This is a genomic window from Acidovorax sp. BLS4, assembly GCF_032929295.1.
Taxonomy (GTDB): domain Bacteria; phylum Pseudomonadota; class Gammaproteobacteria; order Burkholderiales; family Burkholderiaceae_C; genus Paracidovorax.
This window is the reverse complement of sequence record NZ_CP136797.1, coordinates 4,498,813-4,524,163: the sequence shown is the minus strand read 5'-3', so window position 1 is coordinate 4,524,163 and position 25,351 is coordinate 4,498,813. Positions and strand designations below refer to the sequence as shown.

The window sequence follows — 25,351 nt, the reverse complement described above, 5'->3', positions numbered from 1 at the left end:
GAAAGATGGAATTTCGCTATAGTGGCCGCCCCAACAACATCTCGGAGGTTTTTCCGCCATGCGCACCTTGATCCAACAGATTGCGGCCATTCCCCTGATGGCCCTCATGGCCACCAGCGCCTGGAGCCACGGACCGGGCCACGGCCCTGGCGGAGGCAACGGCAGCCCGCCGCGCGAAGTCGTCGGCTACTTCACTTCGTGGGGCATCTATGCGCGCAACTTCAAGGTCAAGGATCTGGTCGCCCAGGGAGGCGTTCCCGCGGTGACCACCATCAACTACGCGTTCGGCAACGTGCAGCCCGCGCAGGCCGGCGGCGCCGGCCCGGTGGTCTGCCAGCTGGGCGATGCCTACGCCGATGTGGAGCGCGCCTGGGCCGCCGAAGAGAGCGTGGACGGCCAGGCGGTCGATGCCAGCCAGCAGCTGCGCGGCAACTTCCAGCAGTTGCTCGCACTCAAGCGGGCCTACCCCGGCACCAAGGTCCTGATCGCACTGGGCGGCTGGAACGGATCGAAATGGTTCTCCGACGCCGCGCTCACCGCCGAATCCCGCAGCGCGCTGGTCACCTCCTGCATCGACCTGTTCATCAAGGGCCGGACCGACGGCAGCACCACGGGCAACGGGCCGGCCGCCGGCGTGTTCGACGGCATCGACATCGACTGGGAATACCCGGCCGCGGAAGGCGCCGAGGGCAACACCGTGCGGCCCGAAGACACCCGCAACTTCACGCTGCTCCTGCAGGAGTTTCGCCGCCAGCTCGATGCGATCGACCCGCAGCTGCGCCTGACCATCGCCGCGCCGGCCGGCCCGCAGACCGCCGCCAAGATCGAACTGGCCGAAGTGGCCCGGTCGCTCGACTTCATCAACGTGATGGCGTATGACCTGCACGGCGCATGGGAAAGCACCACCAACCACCAGGCCGCGCTCGCGCCGAACCCGAACGACCCGGCCCGCGCGCAGAAACTCTCGGTGGTCGAGACCGTGGGCCGATACCTGCAGGCGGGCGTGCCCGCGCACAAGATCGTCGTCGGGGCGCCGCTGTATTCGCGCGGCTGGACGGGCGTGACCAACGCCCAGCGCGGCCTGTACCAGGCGGCCACGGGCATTCCCGCCGGCACGTACGAGGCGGGCATCGAGGACTACCAGACCCTCCAGGCCAAGCCGGGCTTCACCCGCTACTGGGATGCCCATGCACGCGCGGCCTGGCTGTTCGACGGCACCACGTTCTGGACCTTCGACGATGCGCAGACCCTGCGCGAGAAAGCGCGCTTCGTGAAGCTGGCCCGCCTGCGCGGCATGATGTTCTGGGAGCTGTCGGGCGATGGCGGCGAGCTGGTGCGCGCCGTGGGCGACGAACTCTCGCGCTGAACGATCACTGCTCGCCAAAGGTGGAAGGCCGCTGTCGCCCTTTGGGTCGCAGCGGCCTTTTTTCAGGCCCGTGCCCGCCCCGCGCAGGCATGGTGCAACGCCCTCGTCGCAGCGCGGCCAATGCACGAACGGGGCCCGCAGCGAATCCGGGATAATCGTCCACCCATCCTGAAGGCGCCAAGCATGCGCGCCTCCCCCTATTTGCCCCTCCCGACATGAGCGCAACACCCCTCGCAGACCCCAACCGCCAACACCTTGAAACCGCCAGGACGCAGATCGCCCAGGGCGAACTCCAGAAAGCCGCGCTGACGCTGAACAAGGCCCAGCAGCAGTCCCCCAACGATCCGCGCGTGTTCATGCTGGCGGGCCTGATGGCGGAGAAGGCCGGCAACCTGCCCAAGGCGTTCGAGGCGCTGCGCCATGCCGTGGCGATCTCGCCGGACTGGGGCCCTGGCCTGCTGGAACTGGCCCTGCTGCTGGCACGCCAGAACCAGTTCGACGAAGCAGTGAGCACTGCGGAGAAGGTCGCCCGGATCGAACCCAACAACCTCGTGGTACTGGCCGGGGTGATCGACGTCGCGCACCGCGCGGGCCACCTGGACATGGCCGTGCGCCACCTGCGCCGCGGGCTGGAACTCGTGCCGGGCGATGCGCAACTGCGCCGCCAGCTGGCACGCGACCTGAGCGGCCAGGGCGCGCACGCCGAATCCGTCGAGCTGTGGAGCGGCCTGATCGCCGAGAACCCGGCCGACACCGAATCGCTGCTCGGCCGCGTGAAGGCACACCTCGCCGCGGGCACGCCCGCCCGTGCCGTCGCCGACACCACCACGCTGCTGGAACTGGCCCCTGGCGACTCGGTCTATGCCTACTACGCCGCGCTGGCCCATGGCGTGACGCCGAAGCACCAGCCGCCGGAACTGAACCGCGGCCTCTTCGACAGCCTGGCCGAGATGTACGACCAGCACATGGTGCGCGGCCTGCGCTACCAGCTGCCCAAGCGCGTGGCGGACAAGATCCTCGAACGCTTTCCGGACAAGAAGCTCAACCTGCTGGACCTGGGCTGCGGCACGGGCCTGCTCGGCGTGTGCCTGGGTCGGCTGGACGGCTTTTTGATCGGCGTGGACATCTCGATGAAGATGATCGAGCAGGCCGGCCGCCACAACGTGTACGACCGCTTCCACCACGTCAACCTGCTCGACGCCCTGCAGGAAACGCCCGACGCCATCTACGACGTGCTGGCCGCGCTGGACGTGTTCATCTACACCGGCGACCTCACCGAGACCGTTCCCAACGCCCTGCGCATCCTGGTGCCCCAGGGCGAGCTGATCTTCTCTTGCGAGACCTCGGACGAAGCGGGCCCGGACATGGTGCTGCAGCCCAGCGGCCGCTACGCCCACAAGCGCAGCCACGTGGTGGCTCTGTGCAAGGCGGCGGGCTTCGAAACCGTGGAAGTGGAAGACACCGTGCTGCGCTACGAGAACAACGCGCCCGTGCAGGGCTTCATCGTCACGGCGCGCAAGGCGGTCTGACGGCGGGAGCGCCCACGGCGCCCCCAAAGAAAAAGCGCGGCCGTTGCCGCGCTTTTTTCATGCCCTCGTGCGCGGGGTCAGAACCCCAGCGCGTGCGGCAGCCAGGTCGAGATGGCCGGCACGAAAGTCAGCAGGATCAGCACCGCCAGGTGCGCCAGCAGGAAGGGCGGCAGCTCCCGCGTGAGGGCCGCCAGCGGCACCTTGGTGGCCACCGACGTCACGAACAGCAGCCCGCCCACGGGCGGTGTGATCATGCCCAGGGTGAGGTTGACGATCACCACCATCGCGAAGTGGATCGGATCGATGCCCAGCGCCGCCGAGATGGGCGCCAGGATCGGCACGAGGATCATCACGCCCGGCAGTGGCTCCATGAAGATGCCGAACAGCAGCAGCAGGATGTTCACCGCGATCAGGAAGGTGACGGGCGACAGGTTCCACCCCACGATGGTCTCCGCCAGTTGCTGGGGAATGCCTTCGATCGTCAGCACCCAGGCGAACGCGGCCGACGCCGCCACCACCAGCAGCACCGATGCGGTCAGCAAGGCCGAGCGCGCGGCGATGTGAGGCAGCGCCTTCCACTCCAGCGTGCGGTAGATCCATTTGCCGCAGATGAGCGCATAGAACACCGCCACCACCGACGCCTCGGTGGGCGTGAAGATCCCGAAGCGGATGCCCACCAGGATCAGCACGACCAGCATCAACGCCGGGATGGCGCGAATGCTGTTGGACAGCATTTCCGCGCGGCTCGGCCGCGGCTCGCGCGATCGGTAATCTCGGCGCACGCACACGCGCCAGTTGACGAGCGCCATGGCCGCGGCGATCAGCAGCCCGGGCGCGAAGCCGGCGATGAAGAGCGCCCCCACCGACACCTGCTCGTCCTGCAGCGCATAGATGATCATGATGATCGAGGGCGGAATGATGGGGCCCACGATGGCCGTGCTGGCGGTGAGTGCCGCCGCGTAGGCACGCGAATACCCGGCCTTGTCCATCATCTTCACCATCATGGAGCCGGGCCCCGCCGCATCGGCCAGGGCCGAGCCTGAGATGCCCGAGAACAGCGTGAGTGACAGGATGTTGGCATGCCCCAGCCCGCCGCGCAGGTGGCCCACGAACTGCGCCGCGAAGCGCAGCAGCACCACGGTGAGCGCGCCGCCGGACATGATCTCGGCCGCGAGGATGAAGAACGGCACCGCCATCAGCGGGAAGCTGTCGATGCCGGTGAACATCTCCTTGAACACGATCAGCTGCGGATAGCGCCCGCCCACGAACACCGCGATCGCGGCCGACATGGCCAGCGCGAATGCGACGGGAAAGCCCAGTGCCATCAGGACGATGGCGGAAACGAAGAGGGTGATGGCCATGGGTCAGGTCCTTCGGAACATCACAGCGACGCGGCGGACTCGGCGTCCATTTCGTCGGACTCGACATAGCTGCCATGAATCACATAGCCCCGCGCCATGAACAGCAGGTGCACGAACAGCAGCAGGAAGCCCACCGGCATCGCCGAATAGATCCAGGCGAACGCGATGTCGGTGGCCGGCGTGGTCTGGAACCGCGTGGCCCACACGTACTGCACCGAGAACCACGCCATCACCAGGAAGAACACGCCCAGCCCCGCCACGATCAGCCCGCGCAGCCAGCGCGCGCCAGTCTGCCCCAGCGTGTGGTGCAGGTTGTCGATGGCCACGTGCCCGCCGAAACGCAGCACCAGTCCGGCCCCGAGGAACGTGCCCCAGATCATCAGGTGCCGGGCCACCTCCTCCGCCCAGACGATGGAATCGCCCGTGGTGTAGCGCAGCACCACGTTGGCGAAGACGATGCAGGCCATGGCCAGCAGCAGGATGATGAGCAGCCAGCGGTTACAGGCCACCAGCGCGCGCTCGATTCGGTTCAGCATGGGAGGGGGGCACCTGCCGGCGCCAATCTGTCGGTCGATCGATCAAAACGGAAAAAGCCCGGCCAGGCCGGGCAGAGGAAAAGCGCACGCCGGACAGGCTCCGGCCGCGCCGGCCACCATCACTTCGTGCCGGTGATCTGGTCCAGCGTCTTCTGGCCGAACTTGGTGGCGTATTGCTTGTAGGCGGGCTCCAGGGCCTTCTGGAAGGCCGACTTGTCGACCGACTCCACGACCTGCATGCCGGCCGCCTTGACGTCTGCCAGGCCCTTTTGCTCCACGTCGTCCACGAACTTGCGCGAGGCCGCCGCACCCGCCTTGGCACCCTGGGTGAAGCTGGCCTTCTGCGCATCGCTGAGGCTCGACCAGAGGTTGGGCGACACGATCAGCGCCATGGGCGCATAGACGTGGCCGGTCAGCGAGAGGTATTTCTGCACCTGCGGCAGCTTGGCGGAAACGATCACCGACATCGGGTTCTCCTGCCCATCGATCGTGCCCTGCTGCAGCGCACCGATCACCTCGGGCCAGGACATGGGCGTGGGCGAGGCGCCCAGCGTGCGGAAGGCCGTGATGTGCACGGGGTTCTCGGTCACGCGGATCTTGAGGCCCTTGAGGTCTGCCGGCGTGCTCACCGGATGCTTGTTGTTGGTCAGGTGGCGAAAGCCCTGCTCGCCCCAGGCCAGGGCGATCAGGCCCCGGCCCTTGAACTTGCCCAGCAGGTCCTGGCCGAACGGGCCGTCCAGCACCGCGCGGGCATGGGCCGTATCGCGGAACAGGAAGGGAATGTCCACCACGCCCACGTCGGGCACGAAGTTGCTCAGGGCGCCGGTGGAGACGATCACCGCCTCCACGGTGCCCAGCTGCAGGCCTTCGATCAGCTCGCGCTCGCCACCCAGGGCGCTGGAGGGGAACTGCTTGAACTTGAAGGCGCCGTTGGTGCCTTTCTCGACCGTGTCGGCCCAGGCCTGGGCGGCCGCGCCGTAATGCGAGTTGATCGCCAGCGCATAGCCGACCTTGATTTCCTTGGCCTGCTGGGCGAACACGGGAAGGATGGGCAAGCCGGCAACGGCGGCGGCCAGCAACAGGCGGCGGGAAGCAATGCGCATGGAAACGGTCCGATCTGGCCCCCAGGGGGCGTTGTGACAAAGGAGGCAGGATTATTCCCGCAGCCCCGGCCCCCAGCCCTCGGGGAAAGTACCTGCGCAGGCGCTTTTTTTCGATCAGTCCAGCAGGCGGGACGATTTGGGCACATGCGCCATCAAAAACTCCATCTGGTCCGCCAGGATGCGGCGGTTGCGCAGGATGAAGTCCTCCCAAAGGCTGGGCACGTAGGGCGCGTAGAGCAGCGGCATGTGCGCCTGCTCGGGCGTGCGCGGGCCCTTGCGGTGGTTGCAGGGGCGGCAGGCCGTGACCACGTTCATCCAGTGGTCCACGCCCTGGCGCGCATAGGGCACGATGTGCTCGCGCGTGAGGTCTTCTTCGTGGAAATGCCCGCCGCAATACGCGCAGACGTTGCGGTCGCGGGCGAAGAGCTTGCCGTTGGTCAGGCTGGGCTTGAGGTTGAACGGGTTGATGGCCGGCACGCCCTTGGTGCCGATGATGCTGTTGACGCCGATGACCGACTGCTCGCCCGTCACGGCGTTGTGGCCGCCGCGGAACCGGGCGATCTGCGCGCCGGATTCCCAGCGCACCTCGCCCGCGGCATAGTGAATGACCGCCTGTTCCAGCGAAATCCACGATTGGGGCAGCCCCTGGGCCGACAACTTCAAGACCTTCACAACTCGCCTCCTGGAACAACGATGCACACAAGGATTCGGAACGCTGATGTCTCACGGGCGGCGTGCCAAGGCCGGCCTGTGGCTCACAATATACTCCGTTCATGACAAATTGGCGTCCAGCGCTTGATACACCTGCGCACGGCGCTATCAAAAGTAAAGCACTCCGATGAAGATCTTTCGAGGCTTCCATCACCCCGACATTGCATCGGCCTGCGCCCTCACCATCGGCAATTTCGACGGCGTGCACCGTGGGCACCAGGCCATGCTGGCGCTGCTGAACAACGAGGCGGCCCACCGCGGCGTGCCCAGCTGCGTGCTGACGTTCGAGCCCCACCCGCGCGACTATTTCGCCGGCGCCCGCCAACGCCCCGAACTGGCCCCCGCCCGCATCGGCACCCTGCGCGACAAGCTGGACGAACTGCGCCGCTGCGGCGTGCAGCAGACCGTGGTGCTACCCTTCAACGAACGGCTGGCCAGCCAGCCGCCGCAGGCGTTCATCGAGGACGTGCTGGTGCGCGGCCTGGGCGCGCGCTACGTGCTGGTGGGCGACGATTTCCGCTTCGGCGCGCAGCGCGCGGGCGACTACGCCATGCTGGACGGCGCCGGACGCAGCCAGGGCTTCGAGGTGGCCCGCATGAACAGCTACGAGGTGCATGGCCTGCGGGTATCGAGCTCGGCCGTGCGCGAGGCCCTGGCCGCCGGCCGCATGGAAGACGCCGCGCGGCTACTGGGCCGGCCCTATGCCATCTCGGGCCACGTGGTGCACGGGCGCAAGCTCGGCCGTGAGCTGGGCGCCAGCCGCGAGGGCGCCGGCGACGGCTTTCGCACGCTCAACTTGCGCTTTGCCCATTGGAAGCCCGCTGCGGGCGGCATCTTCGTGGTGCGGGTGCACGGCCTGGCCGCCGAGCCCCTGCCGGGCGTGGCCAACCTGGGCGTGCGCCCGTCGCTCGATCCCCGGGACGTGAACGGCGGCCGCGTGCTGCTGGAGACGCACTGCCTGGACTGGCCCCGCGATCTGGGGGCCGAAGGGGCGTACGGTAAAATCGTCCGCGTGGAACTCCTGCACAAACTGCACGACGAGCTGAAATACGACAGCTTCGACGCCCTCACCCGCGGCATCGCCAGGGACTGCGATGACGCGCGGGCGTATTTCTCCGCTTCCACGCACGCCGAGACCCGTCGCCAGACCACGCGCGACCGAATTTGACGGTCCCCGTGCCGCAGCGCAGCCCTGCGGCCCCGTCCGCCCCCTCATCTTCTTTCTCTTCCTGCGTTCCAGGCCATGGCCCGGAACGGCCCGCTCCTTAGGTCTTGCCATGTCCGAGAACACGAACGCCACCCCCACCCCTTCCACCGGCACGGACTACCGCGCCACGCTCAACCTGCCCGACACCGCCTTCCCGATGCGCGGCGACCTGCCCAAGCGCGAGCCGGGCTGGGTGAAGGAATGGGACGAAAAAGGCATCTACAAGAAGCTGCGCGACGCCCGCTGCGGCGCACCGAAGTTCATCCTGCACGACGGCCCGCCCTACGCCAACGGCCAGATCCACATGGGCCATGCGGTGAACAAGATCCTGAAGGACATGATCACCAAGGCGCGCCAGCTCGAAGGCTTCGACGCGCTGTACGTGCCTGGCTGGGATTGCCACGGCCTTCCGATCGAGAACGCCATCGAGAAAAAGCACGGCCGCAACCTGAGCCGCGACGACATGCAGGCCAAGAGCCGCGCCTATGCCACCGAGCAGATCGCCCAGCAGATGGGCGACTTCCAGCGCCTGGGCGTACTGGGTGAATGGGACAACCCCTACAAGACGATGAACTTCGCCAACGAAGCAGGCGAAATCCGGGCGTTCAAGCGCGTGATGGAGCGCGGCTTCGTGTACCGGGGCCTGAAGCCCGTGTACTGGTGCTTCGACTGCGGCTCATCCCTGGCCGAGTTCGAGATCGAGTACCAAGACAAGAAGAGCACCACGCTGGACGTGGCCTTCAAGGCGCACGAGCCCGCGAAGCTGGCCGCCGCCTTCGGATTGAGCGCTTTGCAGAAAGATGCCTTCGTGGTGATCTGGACCACCACCGCCTGGACCATCCCCGCCAACCAGGCGCTGAACCTGAACCCCGAAATCACGTATGCGCTGGTGGACACCGAGCGTGGCCTGCTGGTGCTGGCCGAATCGCTGGTGGAAGACTGCATGGCCCGCTACGGCCTCACCGGCCAGGTGCTCGCCACGGCGCTGGGCGAAAAGCTCGGCGGGCTGGAGTTCGAACACCCGCTCTACGACGTCGATGCCGGCTACCGGCGCCTGTCGCCCGTGTACCTGGCCGACTACGCCACGGCCGACGACGGCACCGGCATCGTGCACTCCTCTCCCGCCTACGGCCTGGAGGATTTCAACTCCTGCCGCGCGCACGGCCTGGCGCTGGACGACATCCTGAACCCCGTGCAGGGCAACGGCACCTACGCGGCCGACTTCCCCCTGTTCGGCGGCCAGCACATCTGGAAGGCCGTGCCGGTCGTCATCGAGGCGCTGCGCAACGCTGGCCGCCTGATGGCCACCAAGGACATCACCCACAGCTACCCGCACTGCTGGCGCCACAAGACCCCGGTGATCTACCGAGCCGCCGCGCAATGGTTCATCCGCATGGACGAAGGCGAAGGCGTGTTCACGAAGGACAAGGCGCCCAAGACCCTGCGCCAGACGGCGCTGGAAGCCATCGAGCACACCAGTTTCTATCCCGAGAACGGCAAGGCCCGCCTGCACGACATGATCGCCAACCGGCCCGACTGGTGCATCTCGCGCCAGCGCAGCTGGGGCGTGCCGATCCCGTTCTTCCTGCACAAGGACTCGGGCGAGCTGCATCCGCGCACCATGGAGATCATGGACCAGGCGGCCGATATCGTCGAGAAGGGCGGCATCGAGGCCTGGAGCCGCGTGACGCCCGAAGACATCCTGGGCGCCGAGGACGCCGCCTGCTACACCAAGAGCACCGACATCCTGGAGGTGTGGTTCGACTCCGGTTCCACCTTCTTCCACGTGCTGCGCGGCACGCACCCGAACGTGCACCACGACACCGGCCCCGAGGCCGACCTGTACCTCGAAGGCCACGACCAGCACCGCGGCTGGTTCCACAGCTCGCTGCTGCTGGCGAGCGCGCTGGAGGGCCGCGCGCCCTACAAGGGCCTGCTGACCCACGGCTTCACCGTGGACAGCCAGGGCCGCAAGATGAGCAAGTCGCTGGGCAACGGCATCGATCCGCAGGAGATCAACAAGAAGCTCGGCGCCGAGATCATCCGCCTGTGGGTGGCCGCCAGCGACTACTCGGGCGACATCGCGGGCGACGACAAGATCCTGGCGCGCGTGGTGGACGCCTACCGCCGCATCCGCAACACGCTGCGCTTCCTGCTGGCCAACGTGAGCGACTTCGATCCGAAGGCCGACGCCGTGCCGTTCGACCAGATGCTGGAGATCGACCGCTATGCGCTCACGCGGGCCGCCGAATTCCAGGCCGAAGTGCTGGCCCACTACCAGGTTTACGAGTTCCATCCCGTGGTGGCCAAGCTGCAGCTGTACTGCTCGGAAGACCTGGGCGGCTTCTACCTCGACGTGCTCAAGGACCGCCTGTACACCACGGCGCCCAAGAGCCTGGCACGCCGCAGCGCCCAGACCGCGCTCTACCAGATCACGCACGCCATGCTGCGCTGGATGGCGCCCTTCCTTTCGTTCACGGCGGAAGAGGCGTGGAAGGTGTTCGGCACGTCCGAATCGATCTTCCTGGAAACCTATGGCGCCATCGCGGGCGCCGACGAAGGGCTGCTGGCCAAGTGGGTCCGCCTGCGCGCCATCCGCGATGCGGTGAACAAGGAAATCGAGGCGCTGCGCGCGGCCGGCCAGGTGGGCTCGTCGCTGCAGGCGACGGTCACCCTGACCGCCGCCTCCGAAGACCACGCGCTGCTCTCCAGCCTGGGGGACGACCTGAAGTTCGTCTTCATCACGTCCGCGATCGAACTGGTGGCGGGCGATGCGCTGCGGATCAGCGTGCAGGCCAGTACCGACACCAAGTGCGAGCGCTGCTGGCACTACCGCAGCGATGTGGGCCAGGACCCGGCCCACCCGACGCTGTGCGGCCGCTGCACCAGCAACCTGTATGGCGCCGGCGAAGCGCGGGAGCACGCGTGATGGCCCGCAGCAGCTATTCGTCTTCATCTTCCACGGGCGGCAAGATGTGGCCCTGGCTCGTCTGGGCACTGCTGATCCTGATCGCAGACCAGTTCACCAAGACGTTGATCCTGGGCTACTACCGGCTGGGCGATGCCACCTACATCACCGGCTTCTTCAACATCGTGCGTGCGCACAACACGGGCGCGGCGTTCTCCTTCCTGGCGGATGCGGGCGGCTGGCAGCGCTGGGTGTTCACGGGCATCGGCGTGGCGGCCACGCTGTTCATCGTGTGGCAGCTTCGCGCCCATCCCGGGCAGAAGCTGTTTTGCTTCGCGCTGTCCAGCATCCTGGGCGGCGCCGTGGGCAACGTGGTGGACCGCATGATGCACGGCTACGTGGTGGACTTCCTGGACTTCCACGCGCGGGGCTGGCACTTTCCGGCCTTCAACCTGGCGGACTCGGCCATCACGGTGGGAGCGGCCTGCCTGATCCTGGATGAGTTGCTGCGGGTGAAGCGCTCGTCCTGAGCCGTGGTCTCGGGTGGGCCCGACTGCGGAGGGCTCGCACCCGGGAATTTCAGCGGCTTTTGCGAAGTTGGTACTTCGCGCCATACAGAAGGCCAGGCACTTCCTTTTGCGCATCCCGAATGTTGAGGCCGGGCTTCATCTCGCGGGCCACGCCAACTGCGAGAGTTTCATTGAGCAGTCTGCGCCGGGCTTTTTGCAGACTGGGTGGTGCCGCTAGCGCATCGCTGGAAACACCGAACTGGGTGGCCTTGGCGGTGTCGACCGCACGATTGAGTTTGGTCTGGACGCGTAACTCGAAAGCCCGGCTGATCACCGGCATGCCACGATAGGTGTGGTGGGGCGGCCAGCGGTAATCCGGCGCAACCGTTGCGCGCGCCTGAAAGAACATGGCAGCCAACCCCAGCCCGTTACTCGCAATCAGCCAATCTGTCCGGGTTTTTGCGGCCAGGCTGGAGGTCTGAGAAAAGTTGAAATAAGACTGGGTGCTCTCGGGCACGTCCGACAGTTGGCCATCGGACGCGAACACGGCAGGGCCATCCATCCACGGGTCCAAGACCAAAGCAAAGGCACTGTGAGGATTCGCCTCTTGCCTCCACTCGGCCCACACATGGCCGATCTGCGAAGAGATCACTTGATACAGCACCTCGCCCTGCCGCAAAAAGGGTGCATGCAACATGACGCCGAGCGCAGCATGCTCGTCGCAAGTTCCCGTCTGCGCGAACAGTGCAGCTGTAGCCCGTGTCGGCACCGGTGGCCACCCTGCCATCTGGATCAACTGGTACGTCATGGCATTGCAAGCAACGCTTCTGCGTGAGCTTTCTCCCCGCGTGCGCTCGATATCGCTGGCCACATTGCCCCGACCTAAAGGCAGCATTTCGCGAACTGCATCGACCGTTCGATTGGCCAGCCTCAGCCGGGCAAGGTCTGCGCTGTCCACCACCCGGCCATCGATGGCGCGGGCCATGACGTAGGGACGTAGCCGAGCGTCGTTCTGCTGGTGCATTGCCGCGCCTGAAAAAGGGAAGTACTGGCGCGGAGGAAGCCCCCCGGGCGATGGCGCACGCGCCGGTAGTCCGGCACAAGACGTTCGGCAAGCCGACGCGGAGATGGGATGAGGCACCGTCAACGCATCGGCGCCAGGCACCACGGCCCGCTGCGCAGGCCGGGCCTCGCGAGAGGTAAGAGGCGTAACCATGGCAGCTCCAGTGCGATCGCGAGGAAAACAAGTCTATGCCGACCAGAGGATGCACCGCCAGGAACCCTTCGCGAATGCGCCGTGCGAACAATTTCGTGTGCAGACGAAGCGCAATCCCATGGGTAAGCCCAAGCTGTCATCACGCCGTCACGCCGCCCCATTCCAATGCCATGAAATCGATTACATGGCCTTTTGCAGCCCCATCCCATTCCCATGACCATCCAGGACGTCGCCCGCGAAGCCGGGGTTTCGGTCGCCACCGTGTCCCGCGCGTTCAATCTGCCGGACAAGGTCACCCCCACCACGCGCGACCTCGTGCTCGGCGTGGCCGAGCGCCTGGGCTACGCGCCCAACGCCAGTGCCCGCACCCTGCGCACGCAGCGCAGCCGCGTCATCGGGGTGGTGTTGCCCACGCTGCTCAATCCCGTGTTCACGGAATGCCTCGAAGGCATCGCGCGCGCCGCGGCGCTGGCGGGCTATGCCATCCTGCCATTCACCACCGACTACGTGATCGCCCAGGAAGAGCGCGCCGTGAATCTGCTGCTGGCGGGCGACGTGGACGGCATGATCCTCGTGGTCTCTCAGCCCGAGTCCTCCACGGCGCTCGCACGCCTGGCGGCATCCGCCCTGCCCTACGTGCTGGCCTACAACCGGCACCCCGGCCACCCCTGCGTCTCGGTGGACAGCGAAGGCGCCGTGGCCGACCTGGTAGCACGGCTGGTGGCCCTGGGGCACCGGCGCATCGCCATGGTGAGCGGCCAGTTGGCCGCATCGGACCGCGCACAGCAGCGCTGCCGCGGCTTTCGACGCGGCATGGCCGCTGCCGGGCTGACGCAGGCGCCGGTGGTCGAAGTGCCGTTCGTGGAAACCGCGGTGGAGGACGTGGCGCAGTGGCTGCGCGGGGCCGAGCGCCCGACCGCCCTGGTCTGCTCCAACGACCTGATTGCGATCCGCTGCCTGCGGGCCGCCCACCAGGCGGGCCTCGCCGTGCCGCGCGATCTCAGCGTGGTGGGCTTCGACGGCATCGCGCTGGGGCAGGACCTGACCCCCGTGCTGAGCACCGTGGCCCAGCCCAATGCGGACATCGGCCGCTGCAGCGTGGAGCTGCTGATCCAGGCCATGGCCGCCGATGCGCCACTGGCGCCACAGGCCAGCCTGACGCTGCCCCATCGCTTCCGTGCCGGCGAATCCTGCGCAGGCGCCTGACCGACAGATCCTGCAACCCACTCCCCCAACCCATCCCTTCCTTCGTTCTGCTTTTCTGGAGCCCTCGATGAAACACACCTTGCAAACCCTGATCCGCACCACCGTGCTGGCCTTCGGCCTGGCCTCCGGCGCCGCCGCGATGGCGCAAACCGCCATTTGCTACAACTGCCCGCCCGAATGGGCCGACTGGGGCAGCCAGCTCAAGGCCATCAAGGCCCGCACGGGCGTGACCGTTCCGCCGGACAACAAGAACTCCGGCCAGGCCCTTGCCCAGATGGTGGCCGAGCGCGCAAGCCCCGTGGCCGACGTGACCTACCTCGGCGTGACGTTCGCCATCCAGGCGCAGAAAGACGGCGTCGTAGGCACCTACCAGCCCGCCGGCTGGAAGGACATTCCGGAAGGCCTCAAGGACCCGGCGGGCCATTGGTTCACCATCCACTCGGGCACGCTCGGCTTCATGGTGAACGTCGATGCGCTCAAGGGCAAGCCGGTGCCGCAATCGTGGGCCGACCTGCTCAAGCCCGACTACAAGGGCCTGATCGGCTACCTCGATCCGGCCTCGGCCTTCGTGGGCTATGTGGGTGCGGTGGCGGTCAACCAGGCGCGCGGCGGCTCCATGGACAACTTCGCCCCCGGCATCGACTACTTCAAGGCACTGCAGAAGAACGAGCCCATCGTGCCCAAGCAGACGGCCTACGCCCGCGTACTGTCGGGTGAGATCGCCATCTTGCTGGACTACGACTTCAACGCCTACCGCGCCAAGTACAAGGACCAGGCCAACGTGCAGTTCGTCATCCCTGCGGAAGGCACCGTGGTCGTGCCTTACGTGATGAGCCTGGTGGCCAATGCCCCGCATGCGGCAGACGCCAGGAAGGTGCTGGACTTCGTGCTGTCCGACGAAGGCCAGGCGCTGTGGGCCAACGCCTACCTGCGCCCGGTGCGCGCCAATGCCATGCCCAAGGAAGTGCAGGCCCGCTTCCTGCCGGCCAGCGACTACGCGCGCGCCAAGACCGTGGACTACGGCCGCATGGCGGCTGCGCAAAAGGCGTTCTCCGACCGCTATCTGAAGGAAGTGCAGTAACGCCATGCGCCACGGTGGTTCCGCTCCCTCGCGCCCGGTGCTGCTGGCGTGCGCCGCGCCTGCCGTGGCGTTCTTCGCGGCGTTCTGGCTGCTGCCCGTCGCCCTGCTGCTGGCCTTGCCGGCGGGCAAGGGCTGGGACACCTACTTCGCGGTGCTGACCCATGCGCGCTACCTGCAGAGCCTGCTGCAGACGCTGGGACTGTCGCTCGCCGTCACGCTGGCCACGCTGGTGCTGGGTGCGCTGGTGGGCATCACGCTCGCGCGCCAGCGGTTTCATGGCCGTGCGCTGCTGCTGTCGCTGCTGACGCTGCCTTTGTCGTTCCCCGGCGTGATCGTGGGCTTTTTCATGATCCTGCTGGGCGGGCGGCAGGGGCTGGTGGCCGACCTGTCGGAGGCGCTGGGCGCCGGCCGCACCACGTTCGCCTATGGGCTCACCGGCCTGTTCCTGGCGTATCTGTATTTCTCGCTGCCACGGGCCATCGCCACCTACACGGCGGCGGCCGGCAGCATGGATGCGCAGTTGGAAGAAGCGGCCCGCTCCCTGGGTGCCTCGCGCTGGCGCGTGGCGCGCGATGTGTGGGTGCCCGAACTGGCGGCCACGACGCTGGCCTGCGGCGCGATCGTCTTCGCCACGGCCATGGGCGCGTTCGGCACGGCATTCACGCTGTCGGCCAAGTTCGAGGTGCTGCCCATCACCATCTACAACGAGTTCACCAACTATGCCAACTTCGCGCTGGCGGCCAGCCTGTCGATTACGCTCGGGCTGATCACCTGGATGGTGCTGTGGGTGTCGCGCCGCGTGTCCGGCACCACCGCTTTCTGAAGGAGCCGAAACCATGCGAAACGCAAGACAGGCCCCGGCACTGCTGATGGCGCTGACCGCCCTGGTCGCGCTGTTCATGATCGCGCCCATCGCCCTCTCGGTGGTGGCCGGTCTGGTCCACAACTACAGCGTGGGCCTGAAAAGCGGGCTCACGCTGCGCTGGCTGGGCGAGGTGTGGGAGAACTACGGCGGCACGGTGGGCTGGTCCCTGGTGCTCGCGCTGCTGTGCGTGCTGGGCAATCTGTTGCTGGGCGTGCCCTGCGCCTATGCCCTGGCGCGCAGCCGCTCCCGCTGGGCCCGGCTGTTCGAAGAACTGCTCACCCTGCCCGTCGCCGTGCCGGGCCTGGCCAGCGCGCTGGCACTCATCCTCGCCTACGGGCAGCTTTCGGGCTTTCGCCAGAGCTTCGCCTTCATCCTGGTGGGGCACATGGTGTTCACGCTGCCCTTCATGGTGCGCACCGTGGGATCGGCATTCCAGAAGAACGAACTGCGCTCGCTCGAAGAGGCCGCGCGCTCGCTGGGCGCCAGCTTCGCGCAGCGCTTTCTGGGCGTGCTGGTGCCGGCCGTGCTGCCGGCCATCGTGGCGGGCAGCCTGATGGTGTTCACGCTCTCGGTGGGCGAATTCAATCTCACCTGGATGCTGCACACCCCGCTCACCCGCACGCTGCCCGTGGGGCTGGCCGACAGCTATGCCTCGATGCGCATCGAAATCGGCTCGGCCTACACGCTGGTCTTTCTGATCGTCATCCTTCCCGTGCTGTGGGGCCTGCAGGCCATCGGCACCTTCATCGAGAAACACCATGGAACTTGAACGCACGCGCGTGGACGTGGTCCAGTGCGCCAAAACCTATGCCGACGGCACCCGCGGCCTGCAGCCCACCGACCTGACCGTGGAGCCCGGTGAGGTGATGGCCCTGCTCGGACCGTCGGGCTGCGGCAAGACCACGCTGCTGCGCCTGATCGCCGGGCTGGAGGCCCCCGATGCGGGCAGCCGCATCGCTTTCGGGAGCACCGACGTGACCCGCATGCCGATCGAGCAGCGCGGCGTGGGCATGGTGTTCCAGCACTACGCGCTCTTTCCGCAAATGACGGTGCAGGCCAACATCGGCTATGGCCTCAAGATCCGCGGGGTGGCCGAAAGCGAGCGCCGCCGCACCGTGGGCGAACTCGTCGATCTGGTGCGCCTGGGCGGCCTGGAGAAAAAACGCCCGGCCGAACTCTCCGGCGGCCAGCGCCAACGGGTGGCCCTGGCCCGCGCCGTGGCCGCGCGCCCGCGCGTGCTGCTGCTGGACGAGCCGCTCACCGCGCTGGATGCCAAGCTCAAGGAATCGCTGCGCGACGAACTGGCCGACCTGCTGCGCCGCCTGCACATCACGGCGATCCACGTCACCCACGACCAGCAGGAAGCCCTGGCCATTGCCGACCGCCTGGCCGTGATGCATGCCGGCCGCATCGTGCAGGTGGGCGACGGCGAGGCGCTGTACCGCACGCCCAGCCACCCGTTCGTCGCCACGTTCCTGGGCCGGGTGAACCGCATCGTGCCGGCCGTGGACCCCAGCGCAGCGCGGGGACTGCCGCACCTCACGGCGCTGCAGGCCTGCGACGCCCCTTCGGCTCCGGCCGATGCGCTGCTCGTGCGCCCCGAGGACGTCGAGGTGGGCCCGACCCTGCCCGACTGGGGCACCGCCGCCGTGACGCGCCGCAGTTTCCTGGGCGACCGCGTGCAGCTCACGCTGGCCGTTTCGGGGCATGCGCCCCTCCTGGCCGATGTGCACCGCGACCATCCCGCGCGCGAGGGCGAGCGGGTAGGCTTTCGGATCGCCACGCACCGCCTGCTGTCCGTCACCGAAAGCCTCAGCGCATGACCCGCATGACCCGCATGAACACCACCACCCTGCTCCTGCAGCTCTCCGACCTGCACATCCGCGAGCCTGGCCGGCTGGCCTATGGCCGGCTGGACACCGCTCCCTACCTGCGCCAGGCTGTGGACACGGTGCTGCGCATGCCGCAGCGCCCGGATGCCGTCGTGGTCACCGGCGACCTGACCGACTTCGGCCGGCCTGCGGAATACGGCCACCTGCGCGACCTGCTGGCGCCGCTCGGGGCCATGCCGCTCTACCTGCTGCCCGGCAACCACGACGACCGCGAGCAACTGCGCGCCAGCTTTCCCGAGCACGCCTACCTGGGCGAAGAAGGCTTCGTGCAATACAGCGTGCCGGTGGGCGGTCTGCAGCTCATCGCGCTCGATACCGTGGTGCCCGGCGCCAGCGAAGGCGGCCTGTGCGAGGCACGGCTCGCCTGGCTGGAGCGCCAACTGGAAGCGCACCGCGGCAGGCCCGTGGTGATCGCCATGCACCACCCGCCGTTTCGCACGCTCATCGGCCACATGGACGCCATCGGCCTGCTGGAAGGCGCCGAAGCGCTGGAGGCCATCGTGGCGCGGCACGCCAACGTGGAGCGGGTGGTCTGCGGCCACCTGCACCGCGCCATCCAGGTGCGCTTCGGCGGCACGCTGGCAGCGACCGTGCCATCGCCCGCGCACCAGGTGTGCCTGGACCTGGCGCCCGAAGCCGCCTCGGCCTGGACGCTGGAGCCGCCGGGCTTTGCGGTGCATGCGCTGCCGCAGGACGGGCGGCTGGTCAGCCACATCGCGGCCAGCGGGACATATCCCGGGCCGTATCCGTTCCATGAGGCGGGGCAACTCATCGATTGAGGATCTCGTCCACCGAAACCCATTCGCCGCGATGGCGCCGCTCGGCACGGCTTCGCTCATCGGCTCCTCGGAAAAATCTCTTCCATGAAGTAGCCCTCGATCCTGGTCAGATGCTCCACGCCGTTGCGCATGCGGGCTTTGATGTCGCTGATCGATGCCGCCAGTTCATTGAATTTCGCTCCAGGGTTCATGGCCGCCGCATCGCGCCACTGCTTGAGCTGCCGAGGATCCAGCCGGGCGCTCAGCGTTTCGTCGGCCAGTTGTTCCACCAGATCGCCATGGCCTTGAAGCAGTTCATCTTTAGTCGCCAGCACCTGCTCCAGGTTTTGGATCTTTCTACCCATCGCCTGGACGTTTCCGAGCAGTTCCAGCACGCCACTGACGTGATATCTCATGTTCATGGTGCGGAGCGACAACAGGGCCTGCGCCATTTCGTGGCGCTTTTCGTCTGCCGCTCTCTGTGCCAGCGCGGCGGCTGATTCGGCAGCCGCCGTGCTGGCAACATGTGTGGGGGAAGCCGGTGCGGAGCCCTCGGTCGAAGAAGCGCTGAACACCGGCAGGGTCGATGCGATCAATGCACCGTCACGGGGGCTGGCAGCCGATTTCGGAGATTCCGACTGGGTGGACGCCACGTTCGCCTCCACGTCGATCTGCACACTTTCATTCGCTTCCGTTGCAGCATCTGTTTCTGCTTCCGTGTGCGTTTCCAGATCCGCGTCCCAATCCGACCGCGCGTCCATGAAGACGTCCGTATCGGAGTCAGCGTCCGATTCAGGTTCTACCTCCAGCCGCGCATGCATCTCGCGCGCCGCAGCCTCCGCTGTCTGGAACACCGCTTCCAGGTTCACCGATGCAGCCTGCACCCATTTTTTGTAGCTCTCCGGCGTCGCGCTCCCGTCCAAGCCGTTCATCTGCTTGCGCATTTCCGATTGAAAGCGCAGCGAATCGGCTTTGAGGCTCGCCATGCTTTGCAGACGCTTGATCCGGATCTGCATTGCCGCCGGGTTTTCGGCCACTGACTTTTCTGGTTGGCCGACATACCCCTGCATCCTCAGAATCCCTGCGGCTGCGAGGTCGCGCCATGCGTCGGTATTTTCCACGGGCGGAGGGCCCGAGCGGCCTGTAGAGGCGACGGCGACAGCCTTGGCCTTGCCGGCACGCGCCTCGGCAAGCGCCGCCGCACGGGTCGCCGAGGCTGACGCAGCGGTGCCGGATACGGCCGGTTCGCGGTGACGCACCCCGGCTGGTCGGGAAAGTTTCGGCGGAGGGGGACGGCGGGTGGGCGGCGGCCCCGAATCCTCGGGTTTGGTTTGCAGGGCCAGCGCTCTGCCGTGCAAGCCCAGTGTCGCTGCGGACATGGAATTGGACCTGCGTTGCGGTGCGACCTCCTGGATGCGCTCCTCAACGGAGCGGGCAACGCGCGGCGGAGACGTGATTTCTTTGAGGTGGACCATGGCTTCTCCCTTGAATGCTTTAGTGGAAGGGCCGAGGGTAGGAACGGGCCTGACCCACCGCGCCGCAGCGCCCGAAGCCCTTGCCCGGCGCGCGAAACCCGGGCCATCCCGTGCCATCCAGGCCACCCGGCACACCGATCCGACCCGCCCAGGCCCGTGGTTGCTGGCGGGCTGCTATGGATTCAGGAGTATGCTGTCACTCCCGGAACGGCAGGCAGGCCAGGAGCCCTGTGCCCCGCCCCCGGGTGAAGCATCCGATCCCTTTCATGAAGCACCTGTTGAATCTGCTGGCCGCCGTGGCACTGCTGGTCTGGGGCACCCACCTGGTGCGCACGGGCGTGCTGCGTGTGTTCGGCGCCAACCTGCGCACCATGCTCGCCCGCAGCATGGGCAACCGCTTCACGGCAGCACTGTCGGGCATCGGCGTGACGGCCCTGGTGCAGTCCAGCACGGCCACCTCGCTCATGACCTCGTCGTTCGTGGGCCAGGGGCTCATCACCCTGCCCGCCGCGCTGGCGGTGATGCGCGGGGCCGACGTGGGAACCGCCCTAATGTCGGTGCTGTTCTCCACCGACCTGTCGTGGCTGTCCCCCCTCTTCATCTTCGTGGGCGTGGTGTTGTTCATCACCCGCCAGTCCAGCTCGGCCGGGCGCGTGGGGCGCGTGCTCATCGGGCTGGGGCTGATGCTGCTGGCGCTCGAAATGGTCGTGCAGGCCAGCGGCCCCATGCTGGCCTCTCCCATCATCAAGGCCATGCTCGCCTCGCTCAACAGCGACATCGTGATGGAGATCGTCATGGGCGCGGTGCTGGCCGTGATCGCGTACTCCAGCCTGGCCATCGTGCTGCTCATCTCGGCCATGGCGGCCTCGCACGTGGTGCCGCTGGACGTGGCCCTGGGCCTGGTGCTGGGGGCCAACCTGGGCAGCGGCCTGCTGGCCGTGCTGACCACCGCCAAATCGGCCGTGGAGGTACGGCAGGTGACCGTGGGCAACCTCGTCTTCAAGCTGATGGGCGTGGCGCTGGTGGCCCCGTTCGCCGGGCTGTGGCTGCGCTATGTGCAGCCCCACATGCCAGGTACCGCGCAGGGCGTGGTGCTGTTCCATCTGGGCTTCAACGTGGTCATCAGCCTGGGGTTCATCGCGTTCACGCAATGGGTGGCCACCTGGGTGACACGTCTGCTGCCCAAGCCCGTGGGCGCGCAGAGCCTGCGGCCCCACCACCTGGACCCGTCAGCCCTGTCCACCCCCTCGCTCGCCATTTCCTGCGCCGCCCGCGAGGCGCTGCACCAGGCCGACGTGGTGGAGACCATGCTGCTGGGCGTGCTCGATGTGATCAAGAAAAATGATGTGCAACTGGCCGAACGCTTGCGCAAAATGGATGACGAGGTGGACGAGCTGTATTCGTCCATCAAGTACTACTTGACCAAGATTTCCCGCGAGGCGCTGGGCGAGGACGAGAGCCGGCGCTGGACCGACATCATCAGCTTCACCATCAACATGGAGCAGATCGGCGACATCATCGAACGCGTGTTGCTGGACATCGAAGACAAGAAGATCAAGAAGGGCCGCCAGTTCTCCGACGCCGGCATGGCCGAGATCACGGAACTGCACGAGCGCCTGATCAACAACCTGCGCCTGGGAATGAGCGTGTTCCTCAACGGCACGGTGCGCGACGCGCAAAAGCTGCTCGAAGAAAAAGCGCGCTTTCGCGACCTGGAGCGCGCCTACGCCGCCACCCATCTGGTGCGCCTGGCGGACAAGACGGTGCAGAGCATGGAAACCAGCTCGCTGCACATCGACCTGATCAGCGAACTCAAGCGCATCAACTCGCACATCTGCTCGATCGCCTATCCCATCCTGGACTCGGCCGGTGCCCTGGCGCCCAACCGCCTGCGCTCGGCCACCAGCGCGGCGCAGGACGCCACGATCGGAAAATGACGGGCTCGCCACCCACGCACGTGCCCCTTCCGAGTGCCGCGCCACTGCTGCCGCCAGACCCCTTGCCGAAAGCCCCGCCTGTGACCTCCCCTGCCCTGCCCGACCGTGCCCTCGAACCCGACGTCGTCATCTATCACAACCCGGAATGCGGCACCTCGCGCAACGTGCTGGCGATGATCCGTGCGAGCGGCATCGAGCCGCATGTGGTCGAGTACCTGAAGACCCCGCCTTCGCGTGCCATGCTGGCATGGCTGGTCACGCGGGCAGGCGTGCCGGCGCGCGACATGCTGCGCGAGAAGCACCCGCTGCACGCCGAACTGGGCCTCGCCGATCCGGCCTTGGACGACACCCGGCTGCTCGATGCCATGGCAGCCCACCCCGCACTCATCAACCGACCCATCGTGGTATCGCCGCGGGGGGTGCGCCTGTGCCGGCCCGCCGAACGGGTGGCGGATATTCTGCCCGCCCGCTAGCGAAGCGGTGGGCCCGGTGCCCGCCCGTGCGCCCATCGGATGGGGTCAGTCCATCTGCTCGACGATCAGGGTCGCGCCCGCCCCGCCGTCCAAGGTCACCGAGCCCAACATCCCATAGAACTGGGCCTGCAAGGTGGAGCCCGCGATCAGCGTCACGATGGTCTCGCCGAGATACCGGTTCGTCGACATGCTGGGCACCTCGGTCAAGGCCGGGTAAGAAGCGCCATTGATGAGCACCCGGGCGCTCGCCAGGGTGGCGGCGGTGGTGCGCATGGCGTATTTCACGCGGTAGCGGCCCGTGGTGGGCACCGTGAAGACGTCGCTGGAACCATTGGCGACAAAGCCACCGCCGAGGTTCTGCGCCTGCGGCATCGGCACATTGGTGCCCCCCAGCAGGACGGCGATGGTGGAGCCGGCCGTGTTGTGCGCGGCCATCGACACCGCGCTCACCGCCCCGCCAGTGCCCGCAGGGCCGGTGGCCCCGGTCGCACCCGCCGTGCCGGTGGCGCCCGCCGCGCCGGTCGGGCCCGTGGCCCCTATCACGCCCTGAATTCCTTGCGGACCTGCCGGACCGGTGGCGCCAGCCAATCCGATGGGCCCCGTCGCTCCGGTCGCACCCGATGACCCGGTTGCGCCGGTTGCCCCCTGCGCGCCCGTGGCCCCCGTAGCACCTGTCGCCCCACCGGGCCCGGCCGGACCGGTCGCGCCGGTGGGCCCCGCCAAGGCCGAAGCAGCGGCCGGGGAACAACTCCCCAGGCGGCCCGAAGCGCCATCGAAACATGCCAGCTGGCCCTGTTGCGGCGAGGCAGGCAGTGCAGGCAACAGGACCGCGCCATCGGACTGCACCCGCAGGCGCTCATCGGCGCCGCCACTGCTGCGCACGCTGAAGCCGCCGCCAGGGGGCAGCGTGATGCTGACATCGGCGGCATGCGCTGCGGCGACATGTAGAGATGCCGTACAGGCGATCAACGCCGCGAGGACATGGCGGCCATGCCGCGGGCCAGAGGAAATCGTGTGCATGGCGCAACCCGTTCTGATTTTTTTGAGAAACGACTTCTTTGCCGGATGCCTCTTTCCGAACTGGGAAACAGGGCGTGCAACGACGCTCGGGTCCCGGCAAAGATTCGGGGCCGTTGTCCGGAAAACGGCCTGCGTCTTCCGCTTCGGGTGCATGGCTCGACGCCTGCAGCACCTCTCACCCCTCTTACGAGATTTAACAGGCGAATCCGCCCCATGCCAAGGCACCCGCATGGCTTTTTTTTGGATTTCCACGGGGCGCAGCGCCACGGCTGAGCGATGTGAGGGGGGCTTCAGCCCAGGTGTCACGCAACGTGACAAAGGACCCTGCGCACGGCCCCATGCTCCCTCGGCCTACAGGGCGGCGGGACCGCCCAAGGCACTCTGGGCTCTCTTATCTGCATCAGGAGATCTCATGGAAATTCACATCAACACGGGCAATGGCATGGACAACCGCGAGAGCCTGGAACGCTGGGCCGACGCCGAGATCCGAAAGAATCTGTCACGGTTCACCGAGGGCGTGCGGCGCGTCGAAGTGCACCTGTCGGACGTCAACCATGACCGGGGTGGTGCGGACGACAAGCGCTGCGTGATCGAGGCTTTGGTGCCCCAGCATGCGCCCGTTGTCGCAAGCCACAACGCGCCCACCGTGGATGAAGCCTTCCGAGGCGCCGAAGCCAAGTTGCAGCGCGCGCTGGACAGCGCACTCGGCAAGCTCAAGGACCAGCGCGACCGCACCTCGATCCGCACGCAGCCGGAGATGCTGCAGCCTTGATGAATCCAAATCGGCATCCGCCGAAGGCCGGGCAGACCCGTCAGGCACTGCCCCGCCGGCATCCCCGCCCCAGGAGACACGATGAACACCCCCAAGCATCCCCCCGGTAACGACGAGCCGGAAATCACCCAGGAAGACAGCGTGCCGGTGGACGACACAGACCCCGAGGGCGAGGCCATGATGAAAGAGGTCCGCAACGACCGCCTGAAGGTGCCGCCCGGCGAAGAACAGGACTGAGGCCAGGGTGCCCTCTGGGGCGCTTGACCCCGGCCTTCTACCGGACCTGCGAGGTTTCGGCCGCGCGGGCCGTCGCTGCATTGGCGGCGATGCGATCCGCGGGGGCGAGCCCCTCGGGCCGGCGGGCATAACGCTGTGCGAGCACCGCGCACACCATGAGCTGCAGCTGGTGGAACACCATCAGCGGCAGCACGATGGCCCCCACCGCGTGCGAGGCAAACAGCACCTTGGCCATGGGCACGCCGCTCGCTAGGCTTTTCTTGGAGCCGCAGAACACCACGGTGATCTCGTCCTCTTTCGAAAACCCGAACCGCCGGCTGATCCACGTCGTGGCCGTCAGCGCGATGGCCAGAATCACCGCGCACACGACCAGCAGCCCGGCCAGCGCCGGCAGCGGAATCTGCCGCCACAGCCCCTCGATCACCGCCGCACTGAAAGCCGTGTAGACCACCAGCAGGATCGAGCCCTGGTCCACGAACTTGAGCACCGCGGCACGGCGCTGCACGAAGCCGCTGATCCACGGTCGCAGCAGATGGCCCGACAGGAAGGGAACGAACAATTGCAGCGTGATGCGCCCGATGCTGGCCAGCAGATCGTGCGTGCCCCCACCCGCTGCGCCGGCGGCGCCATGCGCCATGGGAACGCCCGGCAGCAGCCAGCCCACCAGCAGCGGCGTGATCACGATGCCCAGCAGCGTCGAGCCCGAGGCAGCGCACACGGCGGCAGGCATGTTGCCGCGTGCCATGGCGGTGAAGGCGATGGCCGACTGCACGGTCGCCGGCAGCACGCACAGGAAGAGCACGCCCAGGTACAGCTCGGGCGTGACCAGCGGCTGCAGCACCGGCCGCAACGCCCAGCCGATCAGCGGAAAGAGCACAAAGGTCGAGGCCACCACCACCAGGTGCAGGCGCCAGTGCGACAGGCCGGCCACGATGGCCTCCCGCGACAGCTTGGCGCCGTGCAGGAAGAACAGCAGCGCAACCGCGGCCAGCGTGGCCTGCTCGAAGCCCTGGGCCACCCGCCCCGAGGCGGGCAGCAGGCTGGCCAGCGCCACGGTGGCGAGCAGCGCGAGGGTGAAATTGTCGGGAAGGAAACGGGAGCGGGCCATGGAGCGCGGAACCTTTGCAATCGGATGGCCGCCATTAGGCCCGGCGCGCGATCCAAAGAGAAATGGATTTATCTGATGGTT

At 67.3% G+C, this 25,351-nt stretch carries 23 protein-coding genes; 15 read left to right on the top strand and 8 right to left on the bottom strand.

Annotated elements, in window-relative coordinates; translation table 11 throughout:
* The first annotated feature begins 58 nt into the window (after positions 1-58).
* Both R1Z03_RS20875 and R1Z03_RS20870 read left to right on the top strand, forming a co-directional pair.
* Positions 59-1,366 (top strand): glycoside hydrolase family 18 protein, encoded by a 1,308-nt coding sequence (locus tag R1Z03_RS20875; protein WP_317354705.1) that lies wholly within the window; start codon positions 59-61, stop codon positions 1,364-1,366.
* A 215-nt stretch (positions 1,367-1,581) separates the two neighbouring features.
* Positions 1,582-2,895, top strand: a complete 1,314-nt coding sequence (locus tag R1Z03_RS20870) for a tetratricopeptide repeat protein (RefSeq protein WP_272548716.1) — start codon at positions 1,582-1,584, stop codon at positions 2,893-2,895.
* A 77-nt stretch (positions 2,896-2,972) separates the two neighbouring features.
* On the opposite strand, the gene R1Z03_RS20865 is transcribed toward R1Z03_RS20870, so the two are convergent.
* The 4 genes from R1Z03_RS20865 to R1Z03_RS20850 form a co-directional block, all read right to left on the bottom strand.
* Positions 2,973-4,256: a TRAP transporter large permease gene (locus R1Z03_RS20865; RefSeq protein ID WP_272564644.1), complete on the bottom strand. Its 1,284-nt coding sequence runs from the start codon at positions 4,254-4,256 to the stop codon at positions 2,973-2,975.
* Positions 4,257-4,276: 20 nt separating this feature from the next.
* Positions 4,277-4,792 (bottom strand): TRAP transporter small permease, encoded by a 516-nt coding sequence (locus tag R1Z03_RS20860; RefSeq protein ID WP_317354700.1) that lies wholly within the window; start codon positions 4,790-4,792, stop codon positions 4,277-4,279.
* Positions 4,793-4,911: 119 nt separating this feature from the next.
* Positions 4,912-5,895 carry a TRAP transporter substrate-binding protein gene (locus R1Z03_RS20855; RefSeq protein WP_272564647.1) on the bottom strand — a complete coding sequence of 328 codons (984 nt, stop codon included), beginning with the start codon at positions 5,893-5,895 and terminating at the stop codon, positions 4,912-4,914.
* A gap of 114 nt (positions 5,896-6,009) precedes the next feature.
* A complete protein-coding gene (locus R1Z03_RS20850; RefSeq protein ID WP_284429095.1) occupies positions 6,010-6,567 on the bottom strand; it encodes an HNH endonuclease in 558 nt (185 codons plus the stop codon).
* A 166-nt stretch (positions 6,568-6,733) separates the two neighbouring features.
* On the opposite strand from R1Z03_RS20850, the gene R1Z03_RS20845 reads away from it, so the two are divergent.
* The 3 genes from R1Z03_RS20845 to lspA all read left to right on the top strand — a co-directional run bounded on the left by R1Z03_RS20845 (position 6,734) and on the right by lspA (position 11,251).
* Complete coding sequence (locus R1Z03_RS20845; protein WP_272564649.1) at positions 6,734-7,774, top strand: bifunctional riboflavin kinase/FAD synthetase; 1,041 nt, start codon at positions 6,734-6,736, stop codon at positions 7,772-7,774.
* Positions 7,775-7,883: 109 nt separating this feature from the next.
* Positions 7,884-10,742 (top strand): isoleucine--tRNA ligase, encoded by a 2,859-nt coding sequence (gene ileS, locus R1Z03_RS20840; RefSeq protein WP_317354693.1) that lies wholly within the window; start codon positions 7,884-7,886, stop codon positions 10,740-10,742.
* Positions 10,742-11,251, top strand: coding sequence for a signal peptidase II (gene lspA / locus R1Z03_RS20835; RefSeq protein WP_317354690.1), 510 nt, complete (start codon positions 10,742-10,744; stop codon positions 11,249-11,251). Before ileS ends, lspA begins: the two co-directional genes overlap by 1 nt.
* 49 nt (positions 11,252-11,300) lie before the next feature.
* Here the strand turns inward: lspA and R1Z03_RS20830 are convergent, their stop codons facing one another.
* The gene (locus R1Z03_RS20830) at positions 11,301-12,215 is read right to left on the bottom strand and encodes a hypothetical protein (RefSeq protein WP_317354687.1); all 915 of its coding nucleotides are present in this window, start codon (positions 12,213-12,215) and stop codon (positions 11,301-11,303) included.
* A 444-nt stretch (positions 12,216-12,659) separates the two neighbouring features.
* Here R1Z03_RS20830 and R1Z03_RS20825 point away from each other — a divergent pair, with 444 nt between their 5' ends.
* From R1Z03_RS20825 to R1Z03_RS20795, 6 genes are all read left to right on the top strand, one after another.
* Complete coding sequence (locus R1Z03_RS20825) at positions 12,660-13,652, top strand: LacI family DNA-binding transcriptional regulator (RefSeq protein WP_317354684.1); 993 nt, start codon at positions 12,660-12,662, stop codon at positions 13,650-13,652.
* Between the two features lie 67 nt (positions 13,653-13,719).
* Positions 13,720-14,733: an ABC transporter substrate-binding protein gene (locus tag R1Z03_RS20820; RefSeq protein ID WP_317354681.1), complete on the top strand. Its 1,014-nt coding sequence runs from the start codon at positions 13,720-13,722 to the stop codon at positions 14,731-14,733.
* Positions 14,734-14,737: 4 nt separating this feature from the next.
* Positions 14,738-15,556 carry an ABC transporter permease subunit gene (locus tag R1Z03_RS20815; protein WP_317354678.1) on the top strand — a complete coding sequence of 273 codons (819 nt, stop codon included), beginning with the start codon at positions 14,738-14,740 and terminating at the stop codon, positions 15,554-15,556.
* A 13-nt stretch (positions 15,557-15,569) separates the two neighbouring features.
* Complete coding sequence (locus tag R1Z03_RS20810) at positions 15,570-16,367, top strand: ABC transporter permease (protein WP_284429102.1); 798 nt, start codon at positions 15,570-15,572, stop codon at positions 16,365-16,367.
* Positions 16,357-17,421 (top strand): ABC transporter ATP-binding protein, encoded by a 1,065-nt coding sequence (locus R1Z03_RS24975; RefSeq protein WP_372588182.1) that lies wholly within the window; start codon positions 16,357-16,359, stop codon positions 17,419-17,421. The genes R1Z03_RS20810 and R1Z03_RS24975 overlap by 11 nt, the downstream gene beginning before the upstream one ends.
* Positions 17,418-18,269 carry a phosphodiesterase gene (locus R1Z03_RS20795; protein ID WP_317354672.1) on the top strand — a complete coding sequence of 284 codons (852 nt, stop codon included), beginning with the start codon at positions 17,418-17,420 and terminating at the stop codon, positions 18,267-18,269. Before R1Z03_RS24975 ends, R1Z03_RS20795 begins: the two co-directional genes overlap by 4 nt.
* 56 nt (positions 18,270-18,325) lie before the next feature.
* Here the strand turns inward: R1Z03_RS20795 and R1Z03_RS20790 are convergent, their stop codons facing one another.
* Entirely contained in the window at positions 18,326-19,723 is a 1,398-nt protein-coding gene (locus tag R1Z03_RS20790) for a hypothetical protein (protein ID WP_317354667.1), read from the bottom strand.
* A 266-nt stretch (positions 19,724-19,989) separates the two neighbouring features.
* Between R1Z03_RS20790 and R1Z03_RS20785 the strand changes: the two genes are divergently transcribed.
* Positions 19,990-21,660, top strand: coding sequence for a Na/Pi cotransporter family protein (locus tag R1Z03_RS20785; protein ID WP_317354664.1), 1,671 nt, complete (start codon positions 19,990-19,992; stop codon positions 21,658-21,660).
* Between the two features lie 80 nt (positions 21,661-21,740).
* Positions 21,741-22,133, top strand: a complete 393-nt coding sequence (gene arsC, locus R1Z03_RS20780; RefSeq protein WP_317354661.1) for an arsenate reductase (glutaredoxin) — start codon at positions 21,741-21,743, stop codon at positions 22,131-22,133.
* A 45-nt stretch (positions 22,134-22,178) separates the two neighbouring features.
* Here arsC and R1Z03_RS20775 read toward each other — a convergent pair whose 3' ends face one another.
* Positions 22,179-22,676, bottom strand: coding sequence for a hypothetical protein (locus R1Z03_RS20775; RefSeq protein ID WP_317354658.1), 498 nt, complete (start codon positions 22,674-22,676; stop codon positions 22,179-22,181).
* A gap of 889 nt (positions 22,677-23,565) precedes the next feature.
* Here R1Z03_RS20775 and R1Z03_RS20770 point away from each other — a divergent pair.
* Both R1Z03_RS20770 and R1Z03_RS20765 read left to right on the top strand, forming a co-directional pair.
* On the top strand, positions 23,566-23,925 hold the full coding sequence (locus R1Z03_RS20770; RefSeq protein ID WP_317354656.1) for an HPF/RaiA family ribosome-associated protein: 360 nt from the start codon (positions 23,566-23,568) through the stop codon (positions 23,923-23,925).
* An 81-nt stretch (positions 23,926-24,006) separates the two neighbouring features.
* A complete protein-coding gene (locus R1Z03_RS20765; RefSeq protein WP_284429106.1) occupies positions 24,007-24,162 on the top strand; it encodes a hypothetical protein in 156 nt (51 codons plus the stop codon).
* A gap of 37 nt (positions 24,163-24,199) precedes the next feature.
* On the opposite strand, the gene R1Z03_RS20760 is transcribed toward R1Z03_RS20765, so the two are convergent.
* Entirely contained in the window at positions 24,200-25,270 is a 1,071-nt protein-coding gene (locus R1Z03_RS20760; protein WP_284429107.1) for a bile acid:sodium symporter family protein, read from the bottom strand.
* Between the last annotated feature and the right edge of the window lie 81 nt (positions 25,271-25,351).

Bases quoted from the DNA above. Each gene is read 5' to 3' on its own strand.
- R1Z03_RS20790 (WP_317354667.1), bottom strand. From the start codon at position 19,723: ATGGTCCACCTCAAAGAAATCACGTCTCCGCCGCGCGTTGCCCGCTCC.
- R1Z03_RS20855 (WP_272564647.1), bottom strand. From the start codon at position 5,895: ATGCGCATTGCTTCCCGCCGCCTGTTGCTGGCCGCCGCCGTTGCCGGC.
- R1Z03_RS20830 (WP_317354687.1), bottom strand. From the start codon at position 12,215: ATGGCCCGCGCCATCGATGGCCGGGTGGTGGACAGCGCAGACCTTGCC.
- R1Z03_RS20765 (WP_284429106.1), top strand. From the start codon at position 24,007: ATGAACACCCCCAAGCATCCCCCCGGTAACGACGAGCCGGAAATCACC.
- ileS (WP_317354693.1), top strand. From the start codon at position 7,884: ATGTCCGAGAACACGAACGCCACCCCCACCCCTTCCACCGGCACGGAC.
- R1Z03_RS20795 (WP_317354672.1), top strand. From the start codon at position 17,418: ATGACCCGCATGACCCGCATGAACACCACCACCCTGCTCCTGCAGCTC.
- R1Z03_RS20870 (WP_272548716.1), top strand. From the start codon at position 1,582: ATGAGCGCAACACCCCTCGCAGACCCCAACCGCCAACACCTTGAAACC.
- R1Z03_RS24975 (WP_372588182.1), top strand. From the start codon at position 16,357: ATGGAACTTGAACGCACGCGCGTGGACGTGGTCCAGTGCGCCAAAACC.
- R1Z03_RS20760 (WP_284429107.1), bottom strand. From the start codon at position 25,270: ATGGCCCGCTCCCGTTTCCTTCCCGACAATTTCACCCTCGCGCTGCTC.
- R1Z03_RS20770 (WP_317354656.1), top strand. From the start codon at position 23,566: ATGGAAATTCACATCAACACGGGCAATGGCATGGACAACCGCGAGAGC.
- R1Z03_RS20815 (WP_317354678.1), top strand. From the start codon at position 14,738: ATGCGCCACGGTGGTTCCGCTCCCTCGCGCCCGGTGCTGCTGGCGTGC.
- R1Z03_RS20825 (WP_317354684.1), top strand. From the start codon at position 12,660: ATGACCATCCAGGACGTCGCCCGCGAAGCCGGGGTTTCGGTCGCCACC.
- R1Z03_RS20865 (WP_272564644.1), bottom strand. From the start codon at position 4,256: ATGGCCATCACCCTCTTCGTTTCCGCCATCGTCCTGATGGCACTGGGC.
- R1Z03_RS20820 (WP_317354681.1), top strand. From the start codon at position 13,720: ATGAAACACACCTTGCAAACCCTGATCCGCACCACCGTGCTGGCCTTC.
- R1Z03_RS20810 (WP_284429102.1), top strand. From the start codon at position 15,570: ATGCGAAACGCAAGACAGGCCCCGGCACTGCTGATGGCGCTGACCGCC.
- R1Z03_RS20785 (WP_317354664.1), top strand. From the start codon at position 19,990: ATGAAGCACCTGTTGAATCTGCTGGCCGCCGTGGCACTGCTGGTCTGG.
- lspA (WP_317354690.1), top strand. From the start codon at position 10,742: ATGGCCCGCAGCAGCTATTCGTCTTCATCTTCCACGGGCGGCAAGATG.
- R1Z03_RS20875 (WP_317354705.1), top strand. From the start codon at position 59: ATGCGCACCTTGATCCAACAGATTGCGGCCATTCCCCTGATGGCCCTC.
- R1Z03_RS20845 (WP_272564649.1), top strand. From the start codon at position 6,734: ATGAAGATCTTTCGAGGCTTCCATCACCCCGACATTGCATCGGCCTGC.
- R1Z03_RS20860 (WP_317354700.1), bottom strand. From the start codon at position 4,792: ATGCTGAACCGAATCGAGCGCGCGCTGGTGGCCTGTAACCGCTGGCTG.